We start from the raw sequence: 19,366 nt of genomic DNA on the forward strand, positions 1-19,366 counted from the left end.
TAGAAATTGACTGTCTGGAATCTTCGATATGCATGACGCAACTGCTGCCCTGACCAGTCAAGAGACTGCTGCTGATGGGGTGCCATTAGACTTGCTACATGCTGCTCAGAGTTCGAGAGAACGAAAAGTCGTCCCTGTGATGCCCTATCAATCAGCTCCAGCAAACGATGTGGAATCTGCGTTGATGGTGTCTGAAGTGATGTCGAAAAATCTCGCCTCTCCTCAGGGGATTGTGACAATTAGCGACCAAACCAAAACACCCGGTGTTGAATTAAGCACTCCAGCGCGCGTGGCGGAGGCGCAATGGCCGCGCAGAACATCACGTTTGCTGGGGTTTCAGGTGCTGGGAGTTGGGGCATACGTTCCTGACCAGATCGTGACGAATGCTGATTTGCAGCGTGACTTTGGGTTTGATCCTGAATGGATTGAACAGCGGACGGGGATCCTCGCTCGCCGGCATGCTCCCGAGGGGATGGCGACCAGCCATCTTTGTGTTGAAGCGGCAAAGCGTGCTCTCGACGATGCCAAAGTTCATGCGAGTGAAATTGATCTCGTCGTTGTCGGGACGTTTACACCGGATCAGCTTTGTCCTTCGACGGCCAACCTCGTTCAAGCCCAATTGGGGATCGAAGCTCCTGCCATGGACGTGGCGGCTGCATGTTCCGGGTTTGCCTATGCTCTGGCAACAGCGGCACAATTTGTTGTGACGGGAAATAGCCATCGGGCGTTGGTGATTGGCGGTGATTGCAATAGTCGTATTGTCGATCCCAAGGATCAGAAAGTCGCACCCCTTTTTGGAGATGGGGCCGGGGCAGTTATTTTAGGCCGTGGTGATGATCAGCAGGGGTTGGTCTCTTATCAGTTGGGGTCAGATGGATCGTTGTCATCGATGCTCGATCGTCATGCCGGTGGTTCGCTTCACCCCATGACTGAGGAAGATGTGGCTAACGGAGCCAGTTATTTAAGGATGGATGGGCGGAACGTGTTTAAATGGGCTGTTAAGGCGGTTCGTAACAGCATTCTCGTCACTTTGGAGCAGGCTCAGGTCTCAATCGAACAGGTCTCGCTGTTCGTGATGCATCAGGCCAACATCCGAATTATCAATCATGTTGCCGAAGACCTGGGGATCGCAGCTGATAAGATTTATAATAATCTTGATCGCTATGGAAATACTTCGGCTGGCTCTATTCCGATCGCTTTGGCGGAAGTGCTTGCCAGTGGGCGTCTTCAGCGAGGCCAGCTTTTGCTGATTTGTGGTTTTGGCGCCGGCCTGACCTGGGGCACTTGTCTGCTTCGCTGGTAAAGACCGGCTTCTCTCTGTTGAATCCCGGCTTTGCTGGATCCTGGCTTTGCATGAGCGTCTGAGCGGTTGGTCACGCTTGCTCTCTGACATGTCGGAGAGTCTCTACGCAACTTGCCTCTCCAATGCCTCTGCCGTAAGTGTCCCGGCATCAGTGCACCGGCGTAAATGACGAGAGGTGCGTGACCACTTTATCGTGGATTCGATATGCTTCCATGCCCTCTGTCGCCACGCTTGATGACGGAGTGATTCAAAGCTTTTCGCCAGGGGCAGGGGAGATTTTTACTTTTGCCTCTTCTACGAATCGTGACATGAAATGGCGTGTTGACAATCATAAAGGCCTGCTTGCCCACCCCCTAAAAAAGATGCAAGCATGGCCCACTGAGCGATATTTCAGATTGGAACGCGTCCTACATAGGCACAGAGTGTTCTTTTCGCTCATCACTTTATTGGGTGGAAGGGTGCAAATGAGGGATTTGTCTTACCAGTAGGGTGTGGCTGTATGTTTAGTATCTCACGGATTTCAGGTTGAAGTGATTTGTTGGTGAAGTGGTGGTTTCATGCCGTGTCACGGCTTTATCTTGGGGTTTCATGAGTAGTGCCGTGTCACGGCTTTGTCTTCGGGTTGATGTCGCCGCAACGTCCTCCGTTGTCGGACTTAACAACAGAAGAGACCCGAATATTATACTTTGACAATGCAGTAGTCACGTCCTCCGGTGTCGGACTTTACAACCTGTACCACCTCGCTTTTAAGCTTTGATAATGCACTGGTGATCACACTTCGGTGCCGTGTTTCTATTCTGTGATACCTTCTTGAGGCTTGTAGAATTCTCTGGAAGGTTGAAAGCTGACTACGATTTTATCCTGTCATCATCGTTTGGTGCACTGGTTGAGCCTTGTGCAATCTCGCCTGTCTTGATCTCTCGATCGTATCTGTGGGCTATTGCTGCCTGCAGTTCCAGAGTTTGACGTTGTGAGATAAGCTTTTGGCTGTTTTTTTCGAGTGATTTTAGTCAGTGCTTGCGTTTAGCGCAGCCAACTAAACATCGTGCTAGCGCCTTGTCGCGGCTTAGTTTTTTTGGGGAGGGGGGCTGTCCGATGATGTCTTTCTTTGTCGCGTTTTTCAGCAGAATTCACTGCGATTCTCTATTTCCGGAACACTGTAGAAGTCTCGTCTTTCGTGATTTGAATGTGGTTTCGAGTGCCATTTTCAGGAAGAAAAATACCTAAAATGATTCAACGATAATTGGAGGAGGATGTCAGGCTGGGGTGGCTACCCTGGTGTCTGTTTAACGATCTTCTGTGATATAGACTTGCATTTAGAGAGAATCGACTACACTATCTGTTGAATAGATCGACAGGGAGTTGTGAATGAAAGATTTCCTGCTCAAGTGCCTATGTGGTGATTGAAGTCACCTGTAGGGACTTCTGTCGAATCGATTGATCTTTAAAAGTGGCATCTCGCAGGTTGAGGTGCCGGAAAATTTCAGGGGAGATGTATTCATGGCTAAGGCAAAGTTTGATAAGTCACTCAATAAGTCGTCTATTTATCGCGACGCCATCATTGAGTTGGGCGGAGCTGAAACTGCGAGCAATGGGCAGGTGAAGCAGCTTGTTGACTCACGATACGAAGGTTGGGAGTGGGGGACGAATCCAGCTGCTGCGATTGGTCAGGTTCGTAAGTCGATGTTGCAGGCTGCTGGCCAGCCTGTTCCCAAGCGAGTCAAAAAAGTGGCTAAGAAGAAGCCAGGTCGTAAGCCTGGTAGCAAGGCCGCTGTCGCTGTGATTTCTGGTAGCCAGTCCTCTGCTGTGGCGATTGCTGCTGCTTTGTGTTTCCTCACCACTCACGCTGACGCCGATAGTGCTTTGGCGAAGGCTCGGGAAATCGTTGATGCTGTTGGGCCTGAACTGGCAAAGCAGATGGCCGATATGCTGGCTGGCAACTAATTGTGTGGTCACTCTGTCTTGACAGGTTCAAATAACTTGTCGGGTCGTGGTGGCCAGCTCTGAGTTGATAACTTTGCTTGTCTTATACGCTTTCCAGAAATTAACGGCGAGTTGGAGATGAGTAAAGCATGCTTGCTCATAGCCGCCAAGCAGGGCACACAACGCGCCGTTAAAACCTGGGATCAGTCTCATCAGGTTTGAAGTTCCATTTAATCGCATTCACAAAGTCTGTTGATGCCACTGGAATTGACGACTATTTGGCGTTTTCTGGTCGGTGCAGCGGGTTTTGTTGGGCGTTTCAGGCATCTTGTCACTCTCAGCAGTCAGTTCTCAAGAACCGGCTCAGTGATGTGTTTTGCCTCATGGATTGGCATCTGTGTGAAAACTTCTTGCCCAGGCATTGAGAAATCTCTCGATGGACTGGGCGAGATTGTTTTTCCAGAGCATGATATGGTCAGGAAGAGATTGAGTTCCTTCCAGGATCTGTTTGTCGGGCAGGGGAGAATACGCTGTGTTGGTTCAAATGGAGCTTGTGCGAATCATCATCAGTGAGATCAATGACCAACAAGTCATTTATCTTAAGGAAGTTGACGGCTCACGGGCGTTCCCCATTCTGATCGGTCTTTTTGAGGCCACGAGTATTGACCGTCGTGTTAAAGGAGATACTCCCCCCCGGCCGCTGACACACGATCTCTTGAAAAATATCGTGGAACAGTTAGGCGATGAGGTTCAGGATGTGGTGATCAATCATCTGGAGGATCACACTTATTACGCTTCGATTCGGATCCGCCATCAAGGGGGATTGATTGAAGTTGATAGCCGTCCCAGTGATGCGATTGCGCTGGCTGTTCACTATCAACCGTTCTTGCCGATCTATGTGACGGATTCTGTCTTGGATGATGTGACTGGGCAATAGCTGATTGTCAATGTTTATTGATGCTTTCAATGTCATGGCCCGCAGCGGGTATTTCCTGCTGACGGGCCTTGATGTTTATCAACAGAGATTGCCGCCATTGACGGCTTATTCAGAGGGATTTATTCCCAAACTTTCTTAAAGAGCTTGAGTGTGGAGTCCCATGAGGCCTGATCGGCGGCTTCGTCGTATTTCATCCCTTCAATCCCGTGTTTGCTTGCATCGGGAACCGTGAAGCTGTGGCGTGCTCCCGGATAAGAAATGAATTCCAGAGAAACCTGAGCTTCGTTGAGAGCCTTCTGGAAATCTGTCACGGCTTCTTTGGGAATAAACGAATCATCAGCACCGTGGCAAACCAGGACTTTGCCTTTGATTCTGGCTGCTGCTTCGGGTTTTACTGCCGGGAGAGCGCCATGAAAAGAAACCACGGCATCGAGATCTTCCCCATCGAGGGCAAGCTGTAAGGCGGTTGTTCCCCCGAAGCAGTAGCCGATGGCTGCCAACCTGGAAGGATCGACTTCGGGGCGGGATTTCAGCAGGTTGAGGGCTGCTTTTCCGCGTGCCAGCCATTCCTGTTGATTACTACGAACGCTGGCTGCCATGGCTCCGGCATCTTTGGGGTGATTGGTCGTTTTTCCTTCGCCGTACATATCGCAGGCCAGCGCGACATAGCCAGCTTCAGCCAGTTTGCGTGCGCGGCTTTTCGCGTAATCATCCAGGCCCCACCATTCGTGAACAACAAGGACGCCTGGCCGCTGGCCCTTGAGCTGATCGTCCCAGTAAACGACACCTTTCGCTTTGACTGTGCCAGCTTGATATTCGACATTTTCTAACCGAATTTCCGCTTGGGCGGTTGTCACTATTAAAAAGGAAGGCATTAGGAGTAGTGACGCGATGAGCCATTTTTTGAAGATCATTTCCAATCAACCTTTCAGTGAGTGAGTTTCATTGGTGTGCCATAGAGGCGGGGGGATGTTTGCCTGAAAGAGAGCCTGTTTTCTAAAAGACAGCATCTGCAAGATTCAGCTGACTTCACATCTCTGCAGGAAAAGCATAGTTATGTGGAGTCTTCTGTCCAAACGTGGAAATTTTATGGTTGGAAATGGAATCCACTTTAACCACCGATTCGGACGCGAAAAATCGTGATTCTCAACAAGTAAAAGTTTTTTTGGGACGGATGTTCATGGCTGAGAGCTATGTCAATGTACTTCAGCGACTGCGCCAGGCATTTCCTCAGCCCGTTTCGGATCAAATGCATGATGCTTATTTTGCATTTTCCATCTTGCGCGCGTTGGATAGCGTTGACCGAATGAAGTCGGTGTCGCCACTTCTGGGCGAACCTGCCGAGCTAGATTTTACCGCAGCTCGCCAGCGTGTGATTGGTGAAGAACCGCAGGCTTTAGAGTGCGTTCATGAATCGCTTGTAAAATATCTTTCGGGATTATTCATTTACGGACATCCCAAGTCGCAGATTAACGTGGTTCCTCCCCCCACGATTGCCAGCATTGTCGGGGCGTTGCTTCCCTCGCTTTATAATGCCAATCTGGTCAGCGAAGAGTCATCCAAGGGGATTGCACTGTCAGAGGTCGAAGCTTCCAGTATGGCGGCTTCGCTGGTGGGGTACGATGCTGAAGTGGCTGCGGGATTGTTTACATTCGGAGGGACAGGCACCCTTCTTTATGCGGCCAAATTAGGGATCGAAAAAGCCTGTCCCGGCGTGCGAGAGCAGGGCTTGCAAGGGCGTTCACCATTGCTGATCTGTTCGGAAAAGGCTCATTATGCCTGCCTGGCCGTGGCGAACTGGTTGAGTCTGGGTGAAGAGAATGTGATTCAGGTGCGCTGCCATCCGAATCACGAAATGGATCTTCAAGAATTAGTCCGGGTATTGGATGACATTGGTCAGTCTCAGCGTCCTGTGGCAGCGATTATTGCCACGATGGGGACGACGGATCATTTTGGATTGGATGATCTTCAAAAGATCGTGGGGATCCGTGATGCCTTCGTGAAAAAGTATGGGTTGAGCTATGTGCCTCATGTCCATGCTGATGCGGTGATTGGGTGGGCCTGGAGCGTGTTCAATCAGTACGACATGGATCGGAATCCGCTGAACTTTCCGCCACGAACGGTTCGAGCGCTGGCCGGTACCCGGCGGAGAATTGAGCACCTCCCATTGGCGGATTCAATAGGGATTGATTTTCACAAGACGGGATTTACGCCTTATACCTCAAGTCTCATTCTGGTGAAGGACGGCCGGGATTTTCAGAGAATTCAAAGGTCTCAGGAAACGACTCCTTATCTGTTCCATGATGGACATTATCATCCGGGGCGATATACGTTGGAAACGACGCGCGGTGGGCAAGGCCCGATGGCCGCATTGGCCAATCTCAAGTTGTTTGGAATGAACGGATTGCGCACGTTGCTGGGCCATGCGGTGACGATGGCCGAGGCATTGCGTGCCCGGTTAGAAGCGCATGCGGCCACAACCGTTGCCAATCGGGATAACTTCGGGCCGGTCACACTTTTTCGGGTTTATCCCGATCATGTCGATACGTTTTCGATTCTTGAACAGGAGATTCGAGACCCTGGAGCTTTAGAAATTCTCAGGAAGCACAACGATTACAATCGTCAGATTTTTGAGTTGGTGCATGCCGATGCGATTAAAGGGGAAGGGGTGGTGCTTTCGTTGACGGACTGTTATCAGACATCTGTTACGGGGGAGCCTGTGGTTGCGTTGAAGTCGTATATTCTTTCGCCGTTTGCTGACTTCAAATATGTTGACGCTGTTCTGGAGTCGTTGCTGCGTGCCCGTGACATTTTGCGGAACCGGTCTTGAATTGTGGCGATGGCGCTGATTTTAGACGGATCATTGAACTGGCTGCGCTCCCGGTTTGAAATGAACTGATCCTGTCTGGTATCAATTCCTGCTTAAAACGAAACGCCATTTGAAATGGCGCGAAGAGGGTCATAAAACATGCTTGCTCAAAGCCGCAAGCATGGCACTTTGCATGATTCGTTCATGAGGTGATTGGTTCCTGCGAGGCAGATCGTCTCACTGTTAATCGGGTAGTGTCTCGATCGAACATTTTCTGGTTGCTGACAACTTGTGTCTCTCGGATTTTGATATGCGCATTCTCATCACGGCTGGCCCGACCCGCGAATATCTTGATGATGTTCGTTATCTGTCTAACGCGAGTAGTGGACGGATGGGATATGCGTTGGCGGAGGCGGCTGTTGCTCGTGGCCATCAGGTGATTGTTGTGAGTGGCCCGGTGGGCTTGATGCCGCCACGTGGTTGCCAGTTTCATCAGGTTGAAACAACAGAAGAACTTCTCATTGCCTGCCAGGAGCATTTCCCGGAATGCGATGGAGTGATCGCGACCGCTGCGGTTTGTGACTATCGGCCACGTGAGCGATTTCAAGGGAAATTGGCCAAGACCGGCGTTTCGCTGGAACTGGAGTTGGTCGAAACTGCTGATGTCCTGGCGGAATTAGGGCAGACAAAAGGGGATCGGTGGATCATGGGGTTTGCCCTGGAATCTGCCGAATATGCCCATCAGAATGCCCTGAGAAAATTGCGGGAAAAGAACTGTGACATTATCGTGCTCAATGGCCCCAGCGCTATTGGTGCCACGAATAACGATGTCGAACTGATCTCTCCTTCTGGTGAGACGGCCACCCGATTCTCTGGCAGCAAGACAGACGTTGCCAACCATCTGATTGAATGGATCGAAAGCTCGTTGGCTCGCGGCTGATTTCCGGCGCAATGTCTGACTCATTGAGATGGTGGCAGGCTGGGCGAAGTCGTCGCCTGGGGTTTTGCCGCCATATTTGCGCAATTCGTGTGAACCGGTGTGTTCGTCATCACCGGAAGATGATGTTTCCAAAAAACCACATCCTTGTGGCACTTCGGCAGCACGGCTGAAAAGAGGTGGTAGGTTTCATGTGGATGAATCCCGCTTCAGCTGGAGCATGGGCGTTTATTTGTTTTTTGATGAATAACCGCGTCCACCGGATTCAGTCCTCGACCGCTACTTACAGTCTTTCATTGTGAACGGGGATTGCCGTGGATTTCGCTCGGCTGCGAAACGACACGATTGCACTCGGGTTACTTGCGCTCGCCGTATTTCTCGGCTTGAGTCTGGTCAGCTATGATCCTGCCGATTCTGCTTCACGGTTGGTCTTTCCTGCCCGGCACTTCACCCAGAATCTTTGCGGTGAGATGGGAGCCACAGTTGCCTTTCAGTTATTGAGCACACTGGGCTATGGTGCCTGGATTCTCTTGTTGATGATTGTGGTGCTGGATCTGCGTCTGTTTACTCGCAGTGAGTCCGTGGATGCTCCCACGCAAATTCCCGGTTATCTCCTTGGACTTAGTGCCATTTGCACCATTATTCAACTGGCAATTCCCTGGGCAGGCCCCAGTCTGGCCAGTGGAGCCGGTGGATACCTGGGCACGATTGTCGCTAGCGTTCTGGCAGAACATTTTACCTTTCTCGGGACGCTTTCACTGCTGCTTTCCATGCTGGTCGCCAGCTTGCTTCTGACTGACGAACTCCGTTTGATCAGTGTGCTGGGGTCGATTGTGCTTGCGGTTGCTTCGCTGCTGGTTCTTCCTCTGAGGGGTTGGAAGCGACGTGTTGCTACCGTACCACTTCCAGTGAAAACGACTTCACTTGCTCACGTCACAGCCACAACGTCTTCACTCAAAACTGGCCGTGATTCTGACCGTGATAAGGTGACTAGTGATAAGGTGACCGCGGTTGCTGCTGATGCGAATTTGACGGCGTCCATTCCCAATGTGGAAGCAGCGGCCTCAGAACCTGTGAGCGACACACTGGCACCGTTGCGCGGGGCTGCCATGTCAGCGGCTGCAACAATTCCATTCCCAACAGCGACGCGCGGGGATTCCAGTCGTGATGTGACTGACGACTCATTCAAGTCGAGTCCTGCGTCGATGACCGACATGTTCAAGGTCGTATCTGATGTTGATAACCCGATCGGGTTGGCCCTGTTTGAAGGGGACCAGGCCTCAAGTCCTTCAATGACCGCCGATGATGATGTTCCACGTATTATCAAGGTCAATCCGCCAGTGACGCTCACGCCGGTTGCTTCGCAAGAGGGTGTCGGGGTGGAGAGTGCTGTTGCGGGAATGTCCACGCCGTTCACTGTCAATAAGCCCATGGCAAGTGTTGGCAGTGATGCAGCGTCTGTGGAATATCAGCTTCCCGGCTATGGCATGCTGGAGGAGAGCGAAGACTTTCCTTATGAGCAGCTGGCTCAGAAGGCTCAGATCTCGGCGGCCACACTGGAGAAGACTTTCAAAGAATTCGGCCTCAATGTCAAAGTGGTTGAAATCGATACGGGGCCTGTGATTACTCAGTTTGAACTCGAACTGGAGGCGGGGCTGCGTTTGTCGAAAGTGACGGCTCTTGCTGATGATCTGGCCATTGCGCTGCGAGTTCCGTCCGTCCGTGTTGTCGCGCCAATTCCCGGCAAGAACACGGTGGGGGTGGAAGTTCCTAACGATCTGCGGGTGATGGTTCGCTTGAAAGAACTGATTCAATCTTCGCCAAAGGACTTTGAAGACAAGCGGATTCCGCTTTATCTGGGCAAAGATGTCAGCGGTAAGCCGCTGGTGGTTGATATGTGTAAGATGCCGCATCTTCTGATTGCTGGCCGCACTGGCACGGGGAAAAGCGTGTGCTTGAACACGCTGATTTTGTCCATGCTGATGACCCGTCGCCCGGATCAGGTCAAGATGCTGATGATCGATCCCAAGATGGTGGAACTCAGCCCGTATAACCGAATTCCGCACCTGATGCATCCGGTGATTACGGACATGAAGAAGGCGGAAGCGGTTCTTGGCTGGGCTGTCGAGAAAATGGAAGAACGCTATGACCTGCTGGCACGGGTCGGTGTCAGGCATCTCGATAATTACAATAAACTGGGCAAAGCCGCAGTACTGCAACGCCTGGATATTGATCCTGAATCTGAAGATGCCGAATCGATTCCTGAGTCGATGCCATACATCGTGATCATCGCTGATGAAATGGCGGATATGATGATGACGTCTGGCAAGGATGTTGAAGGGCATATCATTCGGTTGGCGCAGAAGTCACGCGCTGTGGGGATTCACCTTGTTCTGGCAACTCAGAAGCCGACGGTTGACGTGATTACCGGACTGATTAAATCGAACTTGCCGGCACGTATCTCGTTCCAGGTGGCCAGCCGCATGGATAGCCGCGTGGTGTTGGATGAAAATGGGGCCGATAAACTGCTGGGCAACGGGGATATGCTCTATATGGCTCCCGGGACAAGTATTCTGGCACGGGGGCAAGGAACTTATGTCAGCGATGAAGAAGTCAATGGCGTGATTGAGTTCTTTGAAGAGATGCCGACGCAATACGATCCTGAGCTTCAGAAACTCAAAGTCCCTGCCAAAGAGGGAAAATCAGCGGGCGGCCCCAGTGCCGGTGAGCGGGATGACCTCTATGACCAGGCCGTGGAAGTCATCATTCGCGAAGGCCGTGGGAGTGTGTCTCTTCTTCAACGAGCCTTGGGCGTTGGATATGGTCGTGGTGCCCGTCTGATTGATTATATGGCAGAAGACGGGATCGTCGGCGGATACAACGGAAGTCAGGCCCGTGAAGTGATGATGTCCATGGATGAGTGGGAAGAACGTCGGAATTCGCGATAGCAGAATGATGTTTTTCGCCCGGAAGTTGACCTGAAGCGAACCCATATTGCCGAAATGGGTCGCTTCGGGGAGAATCCACGCTGGAGGTAGTCGCATCGACTGCTTCTCCCTGCCGTCAGTCATGGATGACAGACAGTGTCGACCACATTTACCGCCGATAATCGATCCCGTGGCAGCACCCCCATTCATTGGCTGGGCTGGTTGCTGCTGACGGTTGTGCGCACCGTGGGAGATTCCGTCCTTTTCACGTCGACGGTCACGCTTGGCTTACTGCTCAAGCGTCCTCGGAGTGCCATTCTTTGGCCGATTTTCTATGAAATTGGCTGCCGGAGCATGCCTGTGATTCTCGTCACTGGCGGCTTTATCGGGATGGTGCTTGCCGTTCAGTCATTTGATCAACTTGCTGCGATTGGGCTGCAATCCCGATTAGGGTCGGTGGTCAATGTTTCTCTGGTCAAAGAACTTGGCCCGGTGCTCGCTGCCACGATGCTTGCCGGTCGGGTTGGTAGTGCGATGGCTGCCGAAATTGGCACGATGAAAGTGACCGAGCAGATCGATGCTCTCAAAGCGCTCGGCGCGAATCCGATTATCTTTCTGGTCAGTCCTCGTTTTCTGGCTTGCGTGCTACTCATTCCCGCGCTCACGCTGCTGGCCGATGGCATCGGCATGCTGAGCGGCTGGTATCTTTCAGTTCAGGTTTTAGGGATCAGCAGTCATCTTTACTGGTTTTATTCAGACTCATACATCACATCGCTGGATATTGTTTCCGGAGTGATTAAGAGCATTTTTTTTGGTGGAGCGATTGCGCTGGTGGCGTGCCATCGAGGTTTTCACTGTTCCAGTGGAGCCGAAGGGGTGGGCCGGGCTGCGACAGAAGCGTTTGTCTATTCGTTCATCATTGTTCTCGGGATGGATTTTCTGCTGGGGGTTTTCTTCATCCAGATTCAGCATCTGCTGCCATTTCTGAGATCGCCCGTTCTCTAACTTGCGGCCGTTTCCTACGAATTCAGGCAAGGTTTTGATTGGTGACCATTTCGTCTCACGAAAATGTTTCTCTGGAATCGCCCATTATTGAGTTGCGAAATTGTTCTCGCGGCTTTGGTGCGACACAGGTTCTTCGTGATATCAATCTGAATGTCTATGCCGGGGAAACTCTTGTTCTGATTGGCGAGAGCGGTTGTGGGAAAAGTGTCACCACAAAGCTGCTGGCTAATTTACTGGAACCCAGTTCGGGGGAAGTCCTCTGGAGTGGCCGTCCGTTGAACACTTTGAGTGATCGTCAATTACGGCAAGATCGCCTCAAGCTGGGATATTTGTTTCAGGGTGGGGCGATGTTTGACAGCCTCACCGTGTATGAAAATGTGGTCTTTGGCTTGCGTGAAAATCATGCGATGTCCGAAGCCGACATGCGAGAGGTCGCCATGACCCGTCTTCGTGAAGTCGGTTTGCCAGCGACGGCTGCCAGTAAATATCCTTCGGAACTTTCTGGGGGGATGCGGAAACGGGCTGCTCTTGCGAGAGCATTGGCCATGTCTCCTGACATTATTGTTTATGACGAGCCAACGACCGGTCTTGATCCGATCATGAGTGATGTCATTAACGAGTTGATACTTCAGACACGCAGTTCCCGTTCGGTCACGAGCATTGTTGTCACGCACGATATGACGACCGTCAAACGGGTGGCGACCCGTGTGGTCATGCTTTTCCCGCTCGCCCGTCTGGCTCCTCAGGAATCACAGGTCATTTTTGAGGGGACTGCTGAACAAGCCTTTGAGCATCTCGACGAACGTGTTCATGATTTTGTTCATGGGATTTCAGGGAAACGGCTCCAGGAACTCTTTGCCGCCTGATGTTTTTTGGGAACCGGGAAACGGCCTTTTGCCCTGTCACAAGAACTGCTCTCGGCGAAAATGGCGACTTCCGTTAAATCTTGGGCCTCTGGATTCTCAGGAGGCGATTTGTGTCTGAGCGACAGCTTCAATTCCGTGTTGGCATGATGGTTCTGGTCGCCTTGACGATCGGTGCCGGTCTGCTTGTTCGCGCGGGCAAACTGGATCGCTACTGGAGTGAAAACTTCAGTGTGGCGATTCAATTTGACTCTGCGGGAGGGATCTATCCTTCGGCACCTGTGCTGCTCTATGGCCTGACCGTAGGCAATGTTCGCGATGTGCGGCTTGACCCCAAACGCCGGGGTGTCATTGTCATTGTGGAACTTGATTCCAAGCATAAATTGCCCGCCGATTCGACGGCACAAGTGGCTGTCAGTTTGCTGGGAGAAGGGCACCTGGAGATTGTGCCCGGGCTATCTACTGAATTGATGAAGAATGGCGATGTTCTGAAGGGACAGGCCGCGGGTGATCCGATGGCAATGGTCGCCCGCTTAGAAGCAAAGACCACCGCCACGATGGACTCCTTTGCGGCCACCAGCAAGGAATGGGGCGCACTGGCGCATAATGTCAATAACCTGCTGGAAACCAAGCGGGGGAACATCGATCAGGTCATTGAACGTGCGGCCGATTCATTGGATCAGCTTTCTCTTGCGATGAAATCGGCGACAGAACTGATTCAGCAAGCCAATCGGATCGTCGGTGATCCCAAGACGCAAGCGGCGTTAACGCAAACGGCTCAATCGCTCCCCCGTCTGGTCAATGACACGAGGGAAACCATTATCGTTGCCAGAACAACACTTGAGAGTATGCAGCGTAATCTGCAAAGCTTGGAAGCTGTTACTGATCCTCTGGCGAAGAAGGGGACGGAGATGATTGCCCGCGTCGATACCAGCCTTGCCAGCCTGGATCGTCTTCTGGCAGATGCAAGCCGCTTTGTCCGCGTGCTGAATACTCAAGATGGCACGTTGCAGAAGCTGGCCGGTGATCCACAACTGTATGATAATCTGAACCGTTCTGCCCAACTCATGACGGTGCTCCTGCGTGGTGTGGAACCTATTGTTCAAGACATGCGGGAGTTCAGCGATAAAGTCGCGCGTCGTCCTGAGATTCTCGGCGTTGGTGGAGCGATTCAGCCCAGCAACGGACTCCGCGATACAGAACTGATCGAGCAAAGCGGAGGGACTGCCCCCAAAACGCAGCAGAAATCGGTTCGTCCGAGTTTCCTGCCAGGAAGGTAAGAGCGCTAAAACGAAGCGCAACTTGTCATGGCGTGTTGAAATTCACGAAGATCTGCTTGCACAGAGCCGCTGTCGTTTATACACAACTTTTTCGCCACCTGAACCGCACCAGGAAATTGGCATGGGTGGCCCATAGCACCTTGCGGCCGTTACCTCAATATCTGGCATACAGCCGAGGGAATTCATGGGGTTGATACTGTCCAAAAGTCACAGAGCAGGCTCCCGCCCCATACCGTTCGTCTCCCTTCGATCTCTTCCGAATTCCTTCGCGCTCTTCTTTTCTTCGCGGTAAAAATTCTTTGACTCACCGCAAAGGCGCGAAGAACGCAAAGGAGTCATTCCGATGAGCAGGTTTTTCCCCCAGGCCGGAACTCCCGTGGGTTGATCTGGTCATCACCCCTTGATGGTGTCAATGCCGTGCCGCTTGCTCAAGGGAATAAGAAATTTATGTATAAAAGACAGCTCAGAGCCGCAAGCATGGCACGAAGGCACGCAACGCGTCGTTAAATCCTGGGATCCGTATTAGTGTTCTGGCGGAATGATGCGGCCCTGGGGGTCTTGATCCGGGACTTCTAACTCTTGATCCAGTTCGGCCCTGAGAGCCGGCGTGATGAAGTGTTCCACACGACTGGCTCCCTCATGCCACTGCTCGGGGCGAAGCCCCAGTTTTTGAGCGAGAAAAGTCTCCCAGAGACGATGGGAACGAACAATCTGCTTCCCGCCTGTCCGTCCGGAATCACTTAACGTGAAGGCACCGTTAAGGGGGACAATTTGCCCCCGACTGATGAGTTGCCGGCTGGCTGCCCAGACCTGCCAGGCCCGTTGTCCTGAAGAATCAGCCACCAGGGAAACCAGCTCACTCGAACTGATGTTCCCTCCGGATTCTTCGAGTCGATAGAGCACTGCTAATAAATCTTCCTCTGCAATCCGCTGCTGAATGCGGAAATCCTGAATGATCCGGCTGAATAAGCCATGATCCGGAGCAAACAGCATGGCCAGAGCTAACCCCAGACACGCGACAAGAGTCATCATGCCGCTGGTACTGACGGCATCAACACCTTGAAGTCCCAAGAGGCTCAGAAGTGGCCCGATGGTAGAGATCGCCAGGGCATGTCCCAGAATCGCTGAGGCACCACCGATGATCATCGACAGTAAAATCATCCGGGGCAGGCTGGATGTGAGCAATCGGGCAGTGGCCGGCGGAATGACCAGCATTCCTAAAACAAGCAGGCTTCCGACCGTTTGGAAAGCCCCCACAATGGTGATTGAGGCCAAGACCGCCAGCATCAATTGGACACGGTTGGCTGGAATTCCTTGTGATGCGGCAAACACGGGATCAAATGTCGCCACCATCAGCTCTTTGTAAAACAACCCCAGGCAAGCGAGATTCAGTCCCAGGGTGACAAGCCCCGCGACGACTCCCAAAGGAATGCCCGAATTGCCCCAGGTCTCCACCACGGCGATCTCCAGATTGCCAAAGACAATGCAACTGGGATCGAGGTGAATCTTGTCGGCAAATAAACGCAGAAGCAACAAGCCCGTGGCAAACAACGTGGTGAAGACGACACCCAGAGCCGTATCTGCATGAACGGTTTTGAATTGCTGCAACAGTTCAATCAACAATGACGCGACTATTCCCGTCAGGGCTGCTCCTGCCAGTAGAAGTAATAGCCCCCATTGTCCGGGAACAGAGAGCCAGCTACTCAGCAAGAACGCTCCGACAATTCCCGGTAAAGCGGCATGGCTGACACCATCGGCAAGCAGCGATTGTCGCTTCAGCAGTAAGAAGCAACCCGGAATGGCACAGCCCATCGCCACCAATGCGGCCATGACGACCATCCAGGTGTCGATCAGACACCACGTCGAAAGTTGCTCGATGATGTGTGAGACGAAAATCATTCCCGGCTCTTGGCGATTTCGCGCAAATCAAGGGGTTTCATCGGATAGTTAGTAATAAATGTTTTGAGATCATGTCTGTTCTGATCACGATCAACGCTCTCTTTTGCTGTCCAGGGGATGTGGGCTGGGAACAATTGCCCGTCCGGGTTTCACGTTGAGAAGTTCTCTCAGTTCGTCAACGGTATGAGGGGCCAGAGCGTGTTCTGCCAGATCGGCTGTTCGATCACCCTGTTCTGGAGGAAACTCGGCATGTTCAATGAGATAAAGCTCGATCAGACGATGTTTAATCACTGCTGCTTTGGCTCTTTGAAACCCTGGTGTGGTCAAGAGCCAGATTCCCCGGCTGTCGAGACGGATGACGCCGTGCGTCTGCCCGATCCGCTTTAATTGCTGGACATGGGAGAGTTTCATTCCCGCCGGGAAAACCACTGGTAGCTCATCTGCGGGGGATTCCCAAGAGAGAAGGGATGTCTCGTGGGTGACTTCGGCACTTGAACTTCTTGCCGCTGGATGATGCTCCTGACGAGGCTCTTCGCGTGTGGCTTCATATGACTCGTAACTATTACGCAACAGGTCATCCAGCCAACGTTCCCAACGTTGATGTCGATCTTTCCACCAGCGATAGATTAACCCTTGCTCAAACCCCAAAATGCCACTGATGGCAAACAAGAGAGTGGCAAACAGGACGATCGCTGGCCCCGTGGGGATTTGTTCCATCGAACTGCTGACCAGAGTGCCTGAAACTGCCGCAAGAGTTCCCAGTCCCGATGAAATGGCCATCATTTTTACTGGCTGGTGTGTCCAGAAACGGGCGGCAGCCGGTGGCGTGACCATTAACGCCACGACCAGCAAAAAGCCGACCATCGGCAACGCCAGCACACACAGGCAGGCAACCATCGCGATTAACAATGTATCCAGACGGCTGACAGGCCAACCTTGAGCCGTCGCATATTCGGGATCAAATGCCACCAGCAGGAGTTCCTTCTGGCATAACAGACAGATCAACAGAATGATGGCTGAGAGTCCTCCTAAAATCAGCACATCTTGCGAAGCGAGTGCGGCGGCTCGTCCGAAGAGAAATGTTTCTAATCCTGCGGCATTTCCCGATGGCATCTGCTGCACAATCGAGAAGAGCACCACCCCGATGGCAAGAAATCCTCCCAGAGGGATTCCAAAGGCAGCGTCTCCTCGCAAAAAGCGAAACTTCTCTAAGACCGCACAGATCATGACTGCCAGCAAAGCCGCCAGAAGTGCTCCAGTTGCCAACCAGAGCATGGAATGCGGGCCATTGGGAACCAGTATTTCGCCAATGATAAATGCGACAGCCACACCGGGCAGGGCGGCATGGCTGATGACATCACTCAGCAGAGCCTGACGCCGAAGTGTCAGGAACAGTCCCACTAAACCGCACGACGCCCCCAGCAGGGATGTCCCTGCAAGAACCAGCAGCAAATTATAACTCAGCCCAAACATACCTGTGGCTTCTTCGATTAAGCATCTGATGGAGGGTCTCAGATCGCGTAAAGGCTTTCTTGAAAGTGAAACATTTCAGACAGAGAACGCCTTATCGAGAGAACTGTTGGCCAATCGTCATTCTCTGTCCCACGGCATCGAGAATCGAAAGTTGACCACCATACGTCGCCTTCAGATTCTGTGGTGTCATCACGTCACTCACTGCACCCGCGGCGACCAGTCGCAAATTCAAGAGCAGCACTTCGTCAAAATACTCAGCGACGGTCTGTAAATCGTGATGCACGACAATCGTCGTTTTGCCGCGATCACGCAGTAGTTGCAGCATGGAGACAATCGATTGTTCCGTCGCGGCATCAACCGCTGCGAAGGGTTCATCCATCAAATAGAGGTCGGCATCCTGGGCCAAAGCGCGAGCCAGGAAGACTCGCTGCTGCTGACCACCGGAAAGCTGTCCGATTTGACGGTCAGCCACGTCACCCAAGCCGACCAGTTCCAAGGCTGCCAGCGCAGCCGTGCGTGCTGCGCGATTCACCGGACGGAACCAACCCAGCCTGCTGTACCATCCCATGGCTGCCACAGTGAGGGCTGTGGCGGGGAAATCCCAATCAACACTGGAGCGTTGTGGCACATAGGCCACTCGCTGCCGGACGTTCTGATAAGGTTGGCCATAGAAGGCGGCTGATCCACTTTGCCGGGGGATCAATCCCAGAGCCGCTTTGAGCAATGTGCTTTTGCCTGCCCCATTCGGCCCCACAATCGCAATGAGCTTGCGCTCGGGGGCGGTATAGTCGATATTCCAGAGGACGGGCTTTCGACCATAGGCAACAGTCATATCATGAATCACCATCGGTGATCCACTGGCAGAATTCGCATCACTCATGGTGTCAGGTCGCTGTTTCAATTATCAATGCCTGTGAAATCTCGTTCATCATCTGATCGATCGCGTGGGTTGAACCACCCAGGGTTCTGGCAATGAGACGGGCATTTTCCACCATCATTCCGAAGTATGTTCCCGCTGGTGATCCCGGTTCACCCAGTGCATCAGTATACAGCGGCCCAACCAGTTCGACCCGATGTCCACGCGCCTGCACACCTTCTATCACTGCGCGCAAACCGCGGTCATTCACACTGGATTCCGTGAAAATCGCTGGCAGCTTTCGTTCGCACACCAGCGAAACGATCCGATTGATATCCGCCACCCCCGGCTCTGAATCGGTGGTCACTCCCTGAATCGATTCGACAGGAATCTCATATCGCCGAGAAAAATAGGCAAAAGCATCATGGGAAGTGATTAAGAGTCGCTGCTTTTGGGGGATAGAGCCAATGGTGGTTTTCACCCCTTCGTTCAGTCGGGACAGACAACGATCCAGCAGGCCAGCCCGTTGTTCAATCGTGTTCTGAAATGCGGGAAATACCGTTCGCAATCCCTCGACCATCACGGGAACTGTCTGCTGCCAGAGTCGCACATCCATCCAGACGTGGGGATCAGGACGGTCATAACCCGGGTCAGGGAAAATCAGTTCTTCTTTTGTGATCTTTGAAGTGACCGGTAGAGAAGGGCGGTCTGTCCGATCGGCTCGTTCAAACAGGGCATCCATCCGTCCTTCCAGATGAAGCCCGGAATAGAAGATGATCCGGGCATTAAAGACTTTGAGCAGATCAGACCGCGTGGCACGATACAAATGAGGATCGACACCCGGGCGGATGAGAACCGTCACACGCCCCAATTCCACTGGTAACAGAGACTGAACAAGATCGCCCACCATCCCCGTGGTGGCAACCACACGGGATTGATCTGCGGCTTCAATCGATCCCGCCACGAAAGGGGAACAACCGGAAATGGTGATCAGCGACGCCAGCATTTCTCGTCTGGACAACCGGCAATCTCCATTCATATGACTGCTGCTCCGGTTTTTGATTAATCGAAATTATATTTTTAGTTTATCCACACTCGTTAAGTCACCGTCAAGGCCATCAGTCAGAATTCCGAGTCGTCTCATGCGGATTCCT

General features: G+C 52.4%; 14 protein-coding genes. 9 read left to right on the plus strand and 5 right to left on the minus strand.

The window, feature by feature from the left end:
• Positions 1-28 precede the first annotated feature (28 nt).
• The 3 genes from SH287x_RS03820 (at position 29) to SH287x_RS03830 (ending at position 4,163) form a co-directional block, all read left to right on the plus strand.
• Positions 29-1,303, plus strand: a complete 1,275-nt coding sequence (locus SH287x_RS03820; protein WP_479517112.1) for a 3-oxoacyl-ACP synthase III family protein — start codon at positions 29-31, stop codon at positions 1,301-1,303.
• Positions 1,304-2,803: 1,500 nt separating this feature from the next.
• The gene (locus SH287x_RS03825) at positions 2,804-3,247 is read left to right on the plus strand and encodes a hypothetical protein (RefSeq protein WP_479517113.1); all 444 of its coding nucleotides are present in this window, start codon (positions 2,804-2,806) and stop codon (positions 3,245-3,247) included.
• A 511-nt stretch (positions 3,248-3,758) separates the two neighbouring features.
• Entirely contained in the window at positions 3,759-4,163 is a 405-nt protein-coding gene (locus tag SH287x_RS03830) for a bifunctional nuclease family protein (protein WP_479517114.1), read from the plus strand.
• Positions 4,164-4,282: 119 nt separating this feature from the next.
• Here the strand turns inward: SH287x_RS03830 and SH287x_RS03835 are convergent, their stop codons facing one another.
• Positions 4,283-5,077: a dienelactone hydrolase family protein gene (locus SH287x_RS03835; protein ID WP_479517115.1), complete on the minus strand. Its 795-nt coding sequence runs from the start codon at positions 5,075-5,077 to the stop codon at positions 4,283-4,285.
• 266 nt (positions 5,078-5,343) lie between these two features.
• Here SH287x_RS03835 and SH287x_RS03840 point away from each other — a divergent pair, with 266 nt between their 5' ends.
• From SH287x_RS03840 to SH287x_RS03865, 6 genes are all read left to right on the plus strand, one after another.
• The gene (locus SH287x_RS03840; protein ID WP_479517116.1) at positions 5,344-6,993 is read left to right on the plus strand and encodes a pyridoxal phosphate-dependent decarboxylase family protein; all 1,650 of its coding nucleotides are present in this window, start codon (positions 5,344-5,346) and stop codon (positions 6,991-6,993) included.
• Positions 6,994-7,282: 289 nt separating this feature from the next.
• Positions 7,283-7,912: a phosphopantothenoylcysteine decarboxylase domain-containing protein gene (locus SH287x_RS03845; protein WP_479517117.1), complete on the plus strand. Its 630-nt coding sequence runs from the start codon at positions 7,283-7,285 to the stop codon at positions 7,910-7,912.
• A gap of 311 nt (positions 7,913-8,223) precedes the next feature.
• Positions 8,224-10,857 carry a DNA translocase FtsK gene (locus SH287x_RS03850; RefSeq protein WP_479517118.1) on the plus strand — a complete coding sequence of 878 codons (2,634 nt, stop codon included), beginning with the start codon at positions 8,224-8,226 and terminating at the stop codon, positions 10,855-10,857.
• 135 nt (positions 10,858-10,992) lie between these two features.
• Entirely contained in the window at positions 10,993-11,841 is an 849-nt protein-coding gene (locus tag SH287x_RS03855) for an MlaE family ABC transporter permease (protein ID WP_479517119.1), read from the plus strand.
• 41 nt (positions 11,842-11,882) lie between these two features.
• Positions 11,883-12,707, plus strand: a complete 825-nt coding sequence (locus SH287x_RS03860; RefSeq protein WP_479517120.1) for an ABC transporter ATP-binding protein — start codon at positions 11,883-11,885, stop codon at positions 12,705-12,707.
• Between the two features lie 110 nt (positions 12,708-12,817).
• On the plus strand, positions 12,818-13,984 hold the full coding sequence (locus tag SH287x_RS03865; protein WP_479517121.1) for an MlaD family protein: 1,167 nt from the start codon (positions 12,818-12,820) through the stop codon (positions 13,982-13,984).
• Between the two features lie 522 nt (positions 13,985-14,506).
• Here the strand turns inward: SH287x_RS03865 and SH287x_RS03870 are convergent.
• From SH287x_RS03870 to SH287x_RS03885, 4 genes are all read right to left on the minus strand, one after another.
• Positions 14,507-15,883: a metal ABC transporter permease gene (locus SH287x_RS03870; RefSeq protein ID WP_479517122.1), complete on the minus strand. Its 1,377-nt coding sequence runs from the start codon at positions 15,881-15,883 to the stop codon at positions 14,507-14,509.
• Between the two features lie 90 nt (positions 15,884-15,973).
• Positions 15,974-17,356, minus strand: coding sequence for a metal ABC transporter permease (locus tag SH287x_RS03875; RefSeq protein ID WP_479517123.1), 1,383 nt, complete (start codon positions 17,354-17,356; stop codon positions 15,974-15,976).
• A 91-nt stretch (positions 17,357-17,447) separates the two neighbouring features.
• Complete coding sequence (locus tag SH287x_RS03880) at positions 17,448-18,236, minus strand: metal ABC transporter ATP-binding protein (protein WP_479518657.1); 789 nt, start codon at positions 18,234-18,236, stop codon at positions 17,448-17,450.
• Positions 18,237-18,240: 4 nt separating this feature from the next.
• Entirely contained in the window at positions 18,241-19,233 is a 993-nt protein-coding gene (locus SH287x_RS03885) for a metal ABC transporter solute-binding protein, Zn/Mn family (RefSeq protein WP_479517124.1), read from the minus strand.
• Positions 19,234-19,366: the final 133 nt, after the last annotated feature.

The sequence above is a fragment of the Planctopirus sp. SH287 genome, from assembly GCF_056500625.1.

Coding starts and splice junctions, on each gene's coding strand:
- SH287x_RS03825 (WP_479517113.1), top strand. CDS start 2,804: ATGGCTAAGGCAAAGTTTGATAAGTCACTCAATAAGTCGTCTATTTAT.
- SH287x_RS03835 (WP_479517115.1), bottom strand. CDS start 5,077: ATGATCTTCAAAAAATGGCTCATCGCGTCACTACTCCTAATGCCTTCC.
- SH287x_RS03870 (WP_479517122.1), bottom strand. CDS start 15,883: ATGATTTTCGTCTCACACATCATCGAGCAACTTTCGACGTGGTGTCTG.
- SH287x_RS03880 (WP_479518657.1), bottom strand. CDS start 18,236: ATGAGTGATGCGAATTCTGCCAGTGGATCACCGATGGTGATTCATGAT.
- SH287x_RS03845 (WP_479517117.1), top strand. CDS start 7,283: ATGCGCATTCTCATCACGGCTGGCCCGACCCGCGAATATCTTGATGAT.
- SH287x_RS03875 (WP_479517123.1), bottom strand. CDS start 17,356: ATGTTTGGGCTGAGTTATAATTTGCTGCTGGTTCTTGCAGGGACATCC.
- SH287x_RS03840 (WP_479517116.1), top strand. CDS start 5,344: ATGGCTGAGAGCTATGTCAATGTACTTCAGCGACTGCGCCAGGCATTT.
- SH287x_RS03820 (WP_479517112.1), top strand. CDS start 29: ATGCATGACGCAACTGCTGCCCTGACCAGTCAAGAGACTGCTGCTGAT.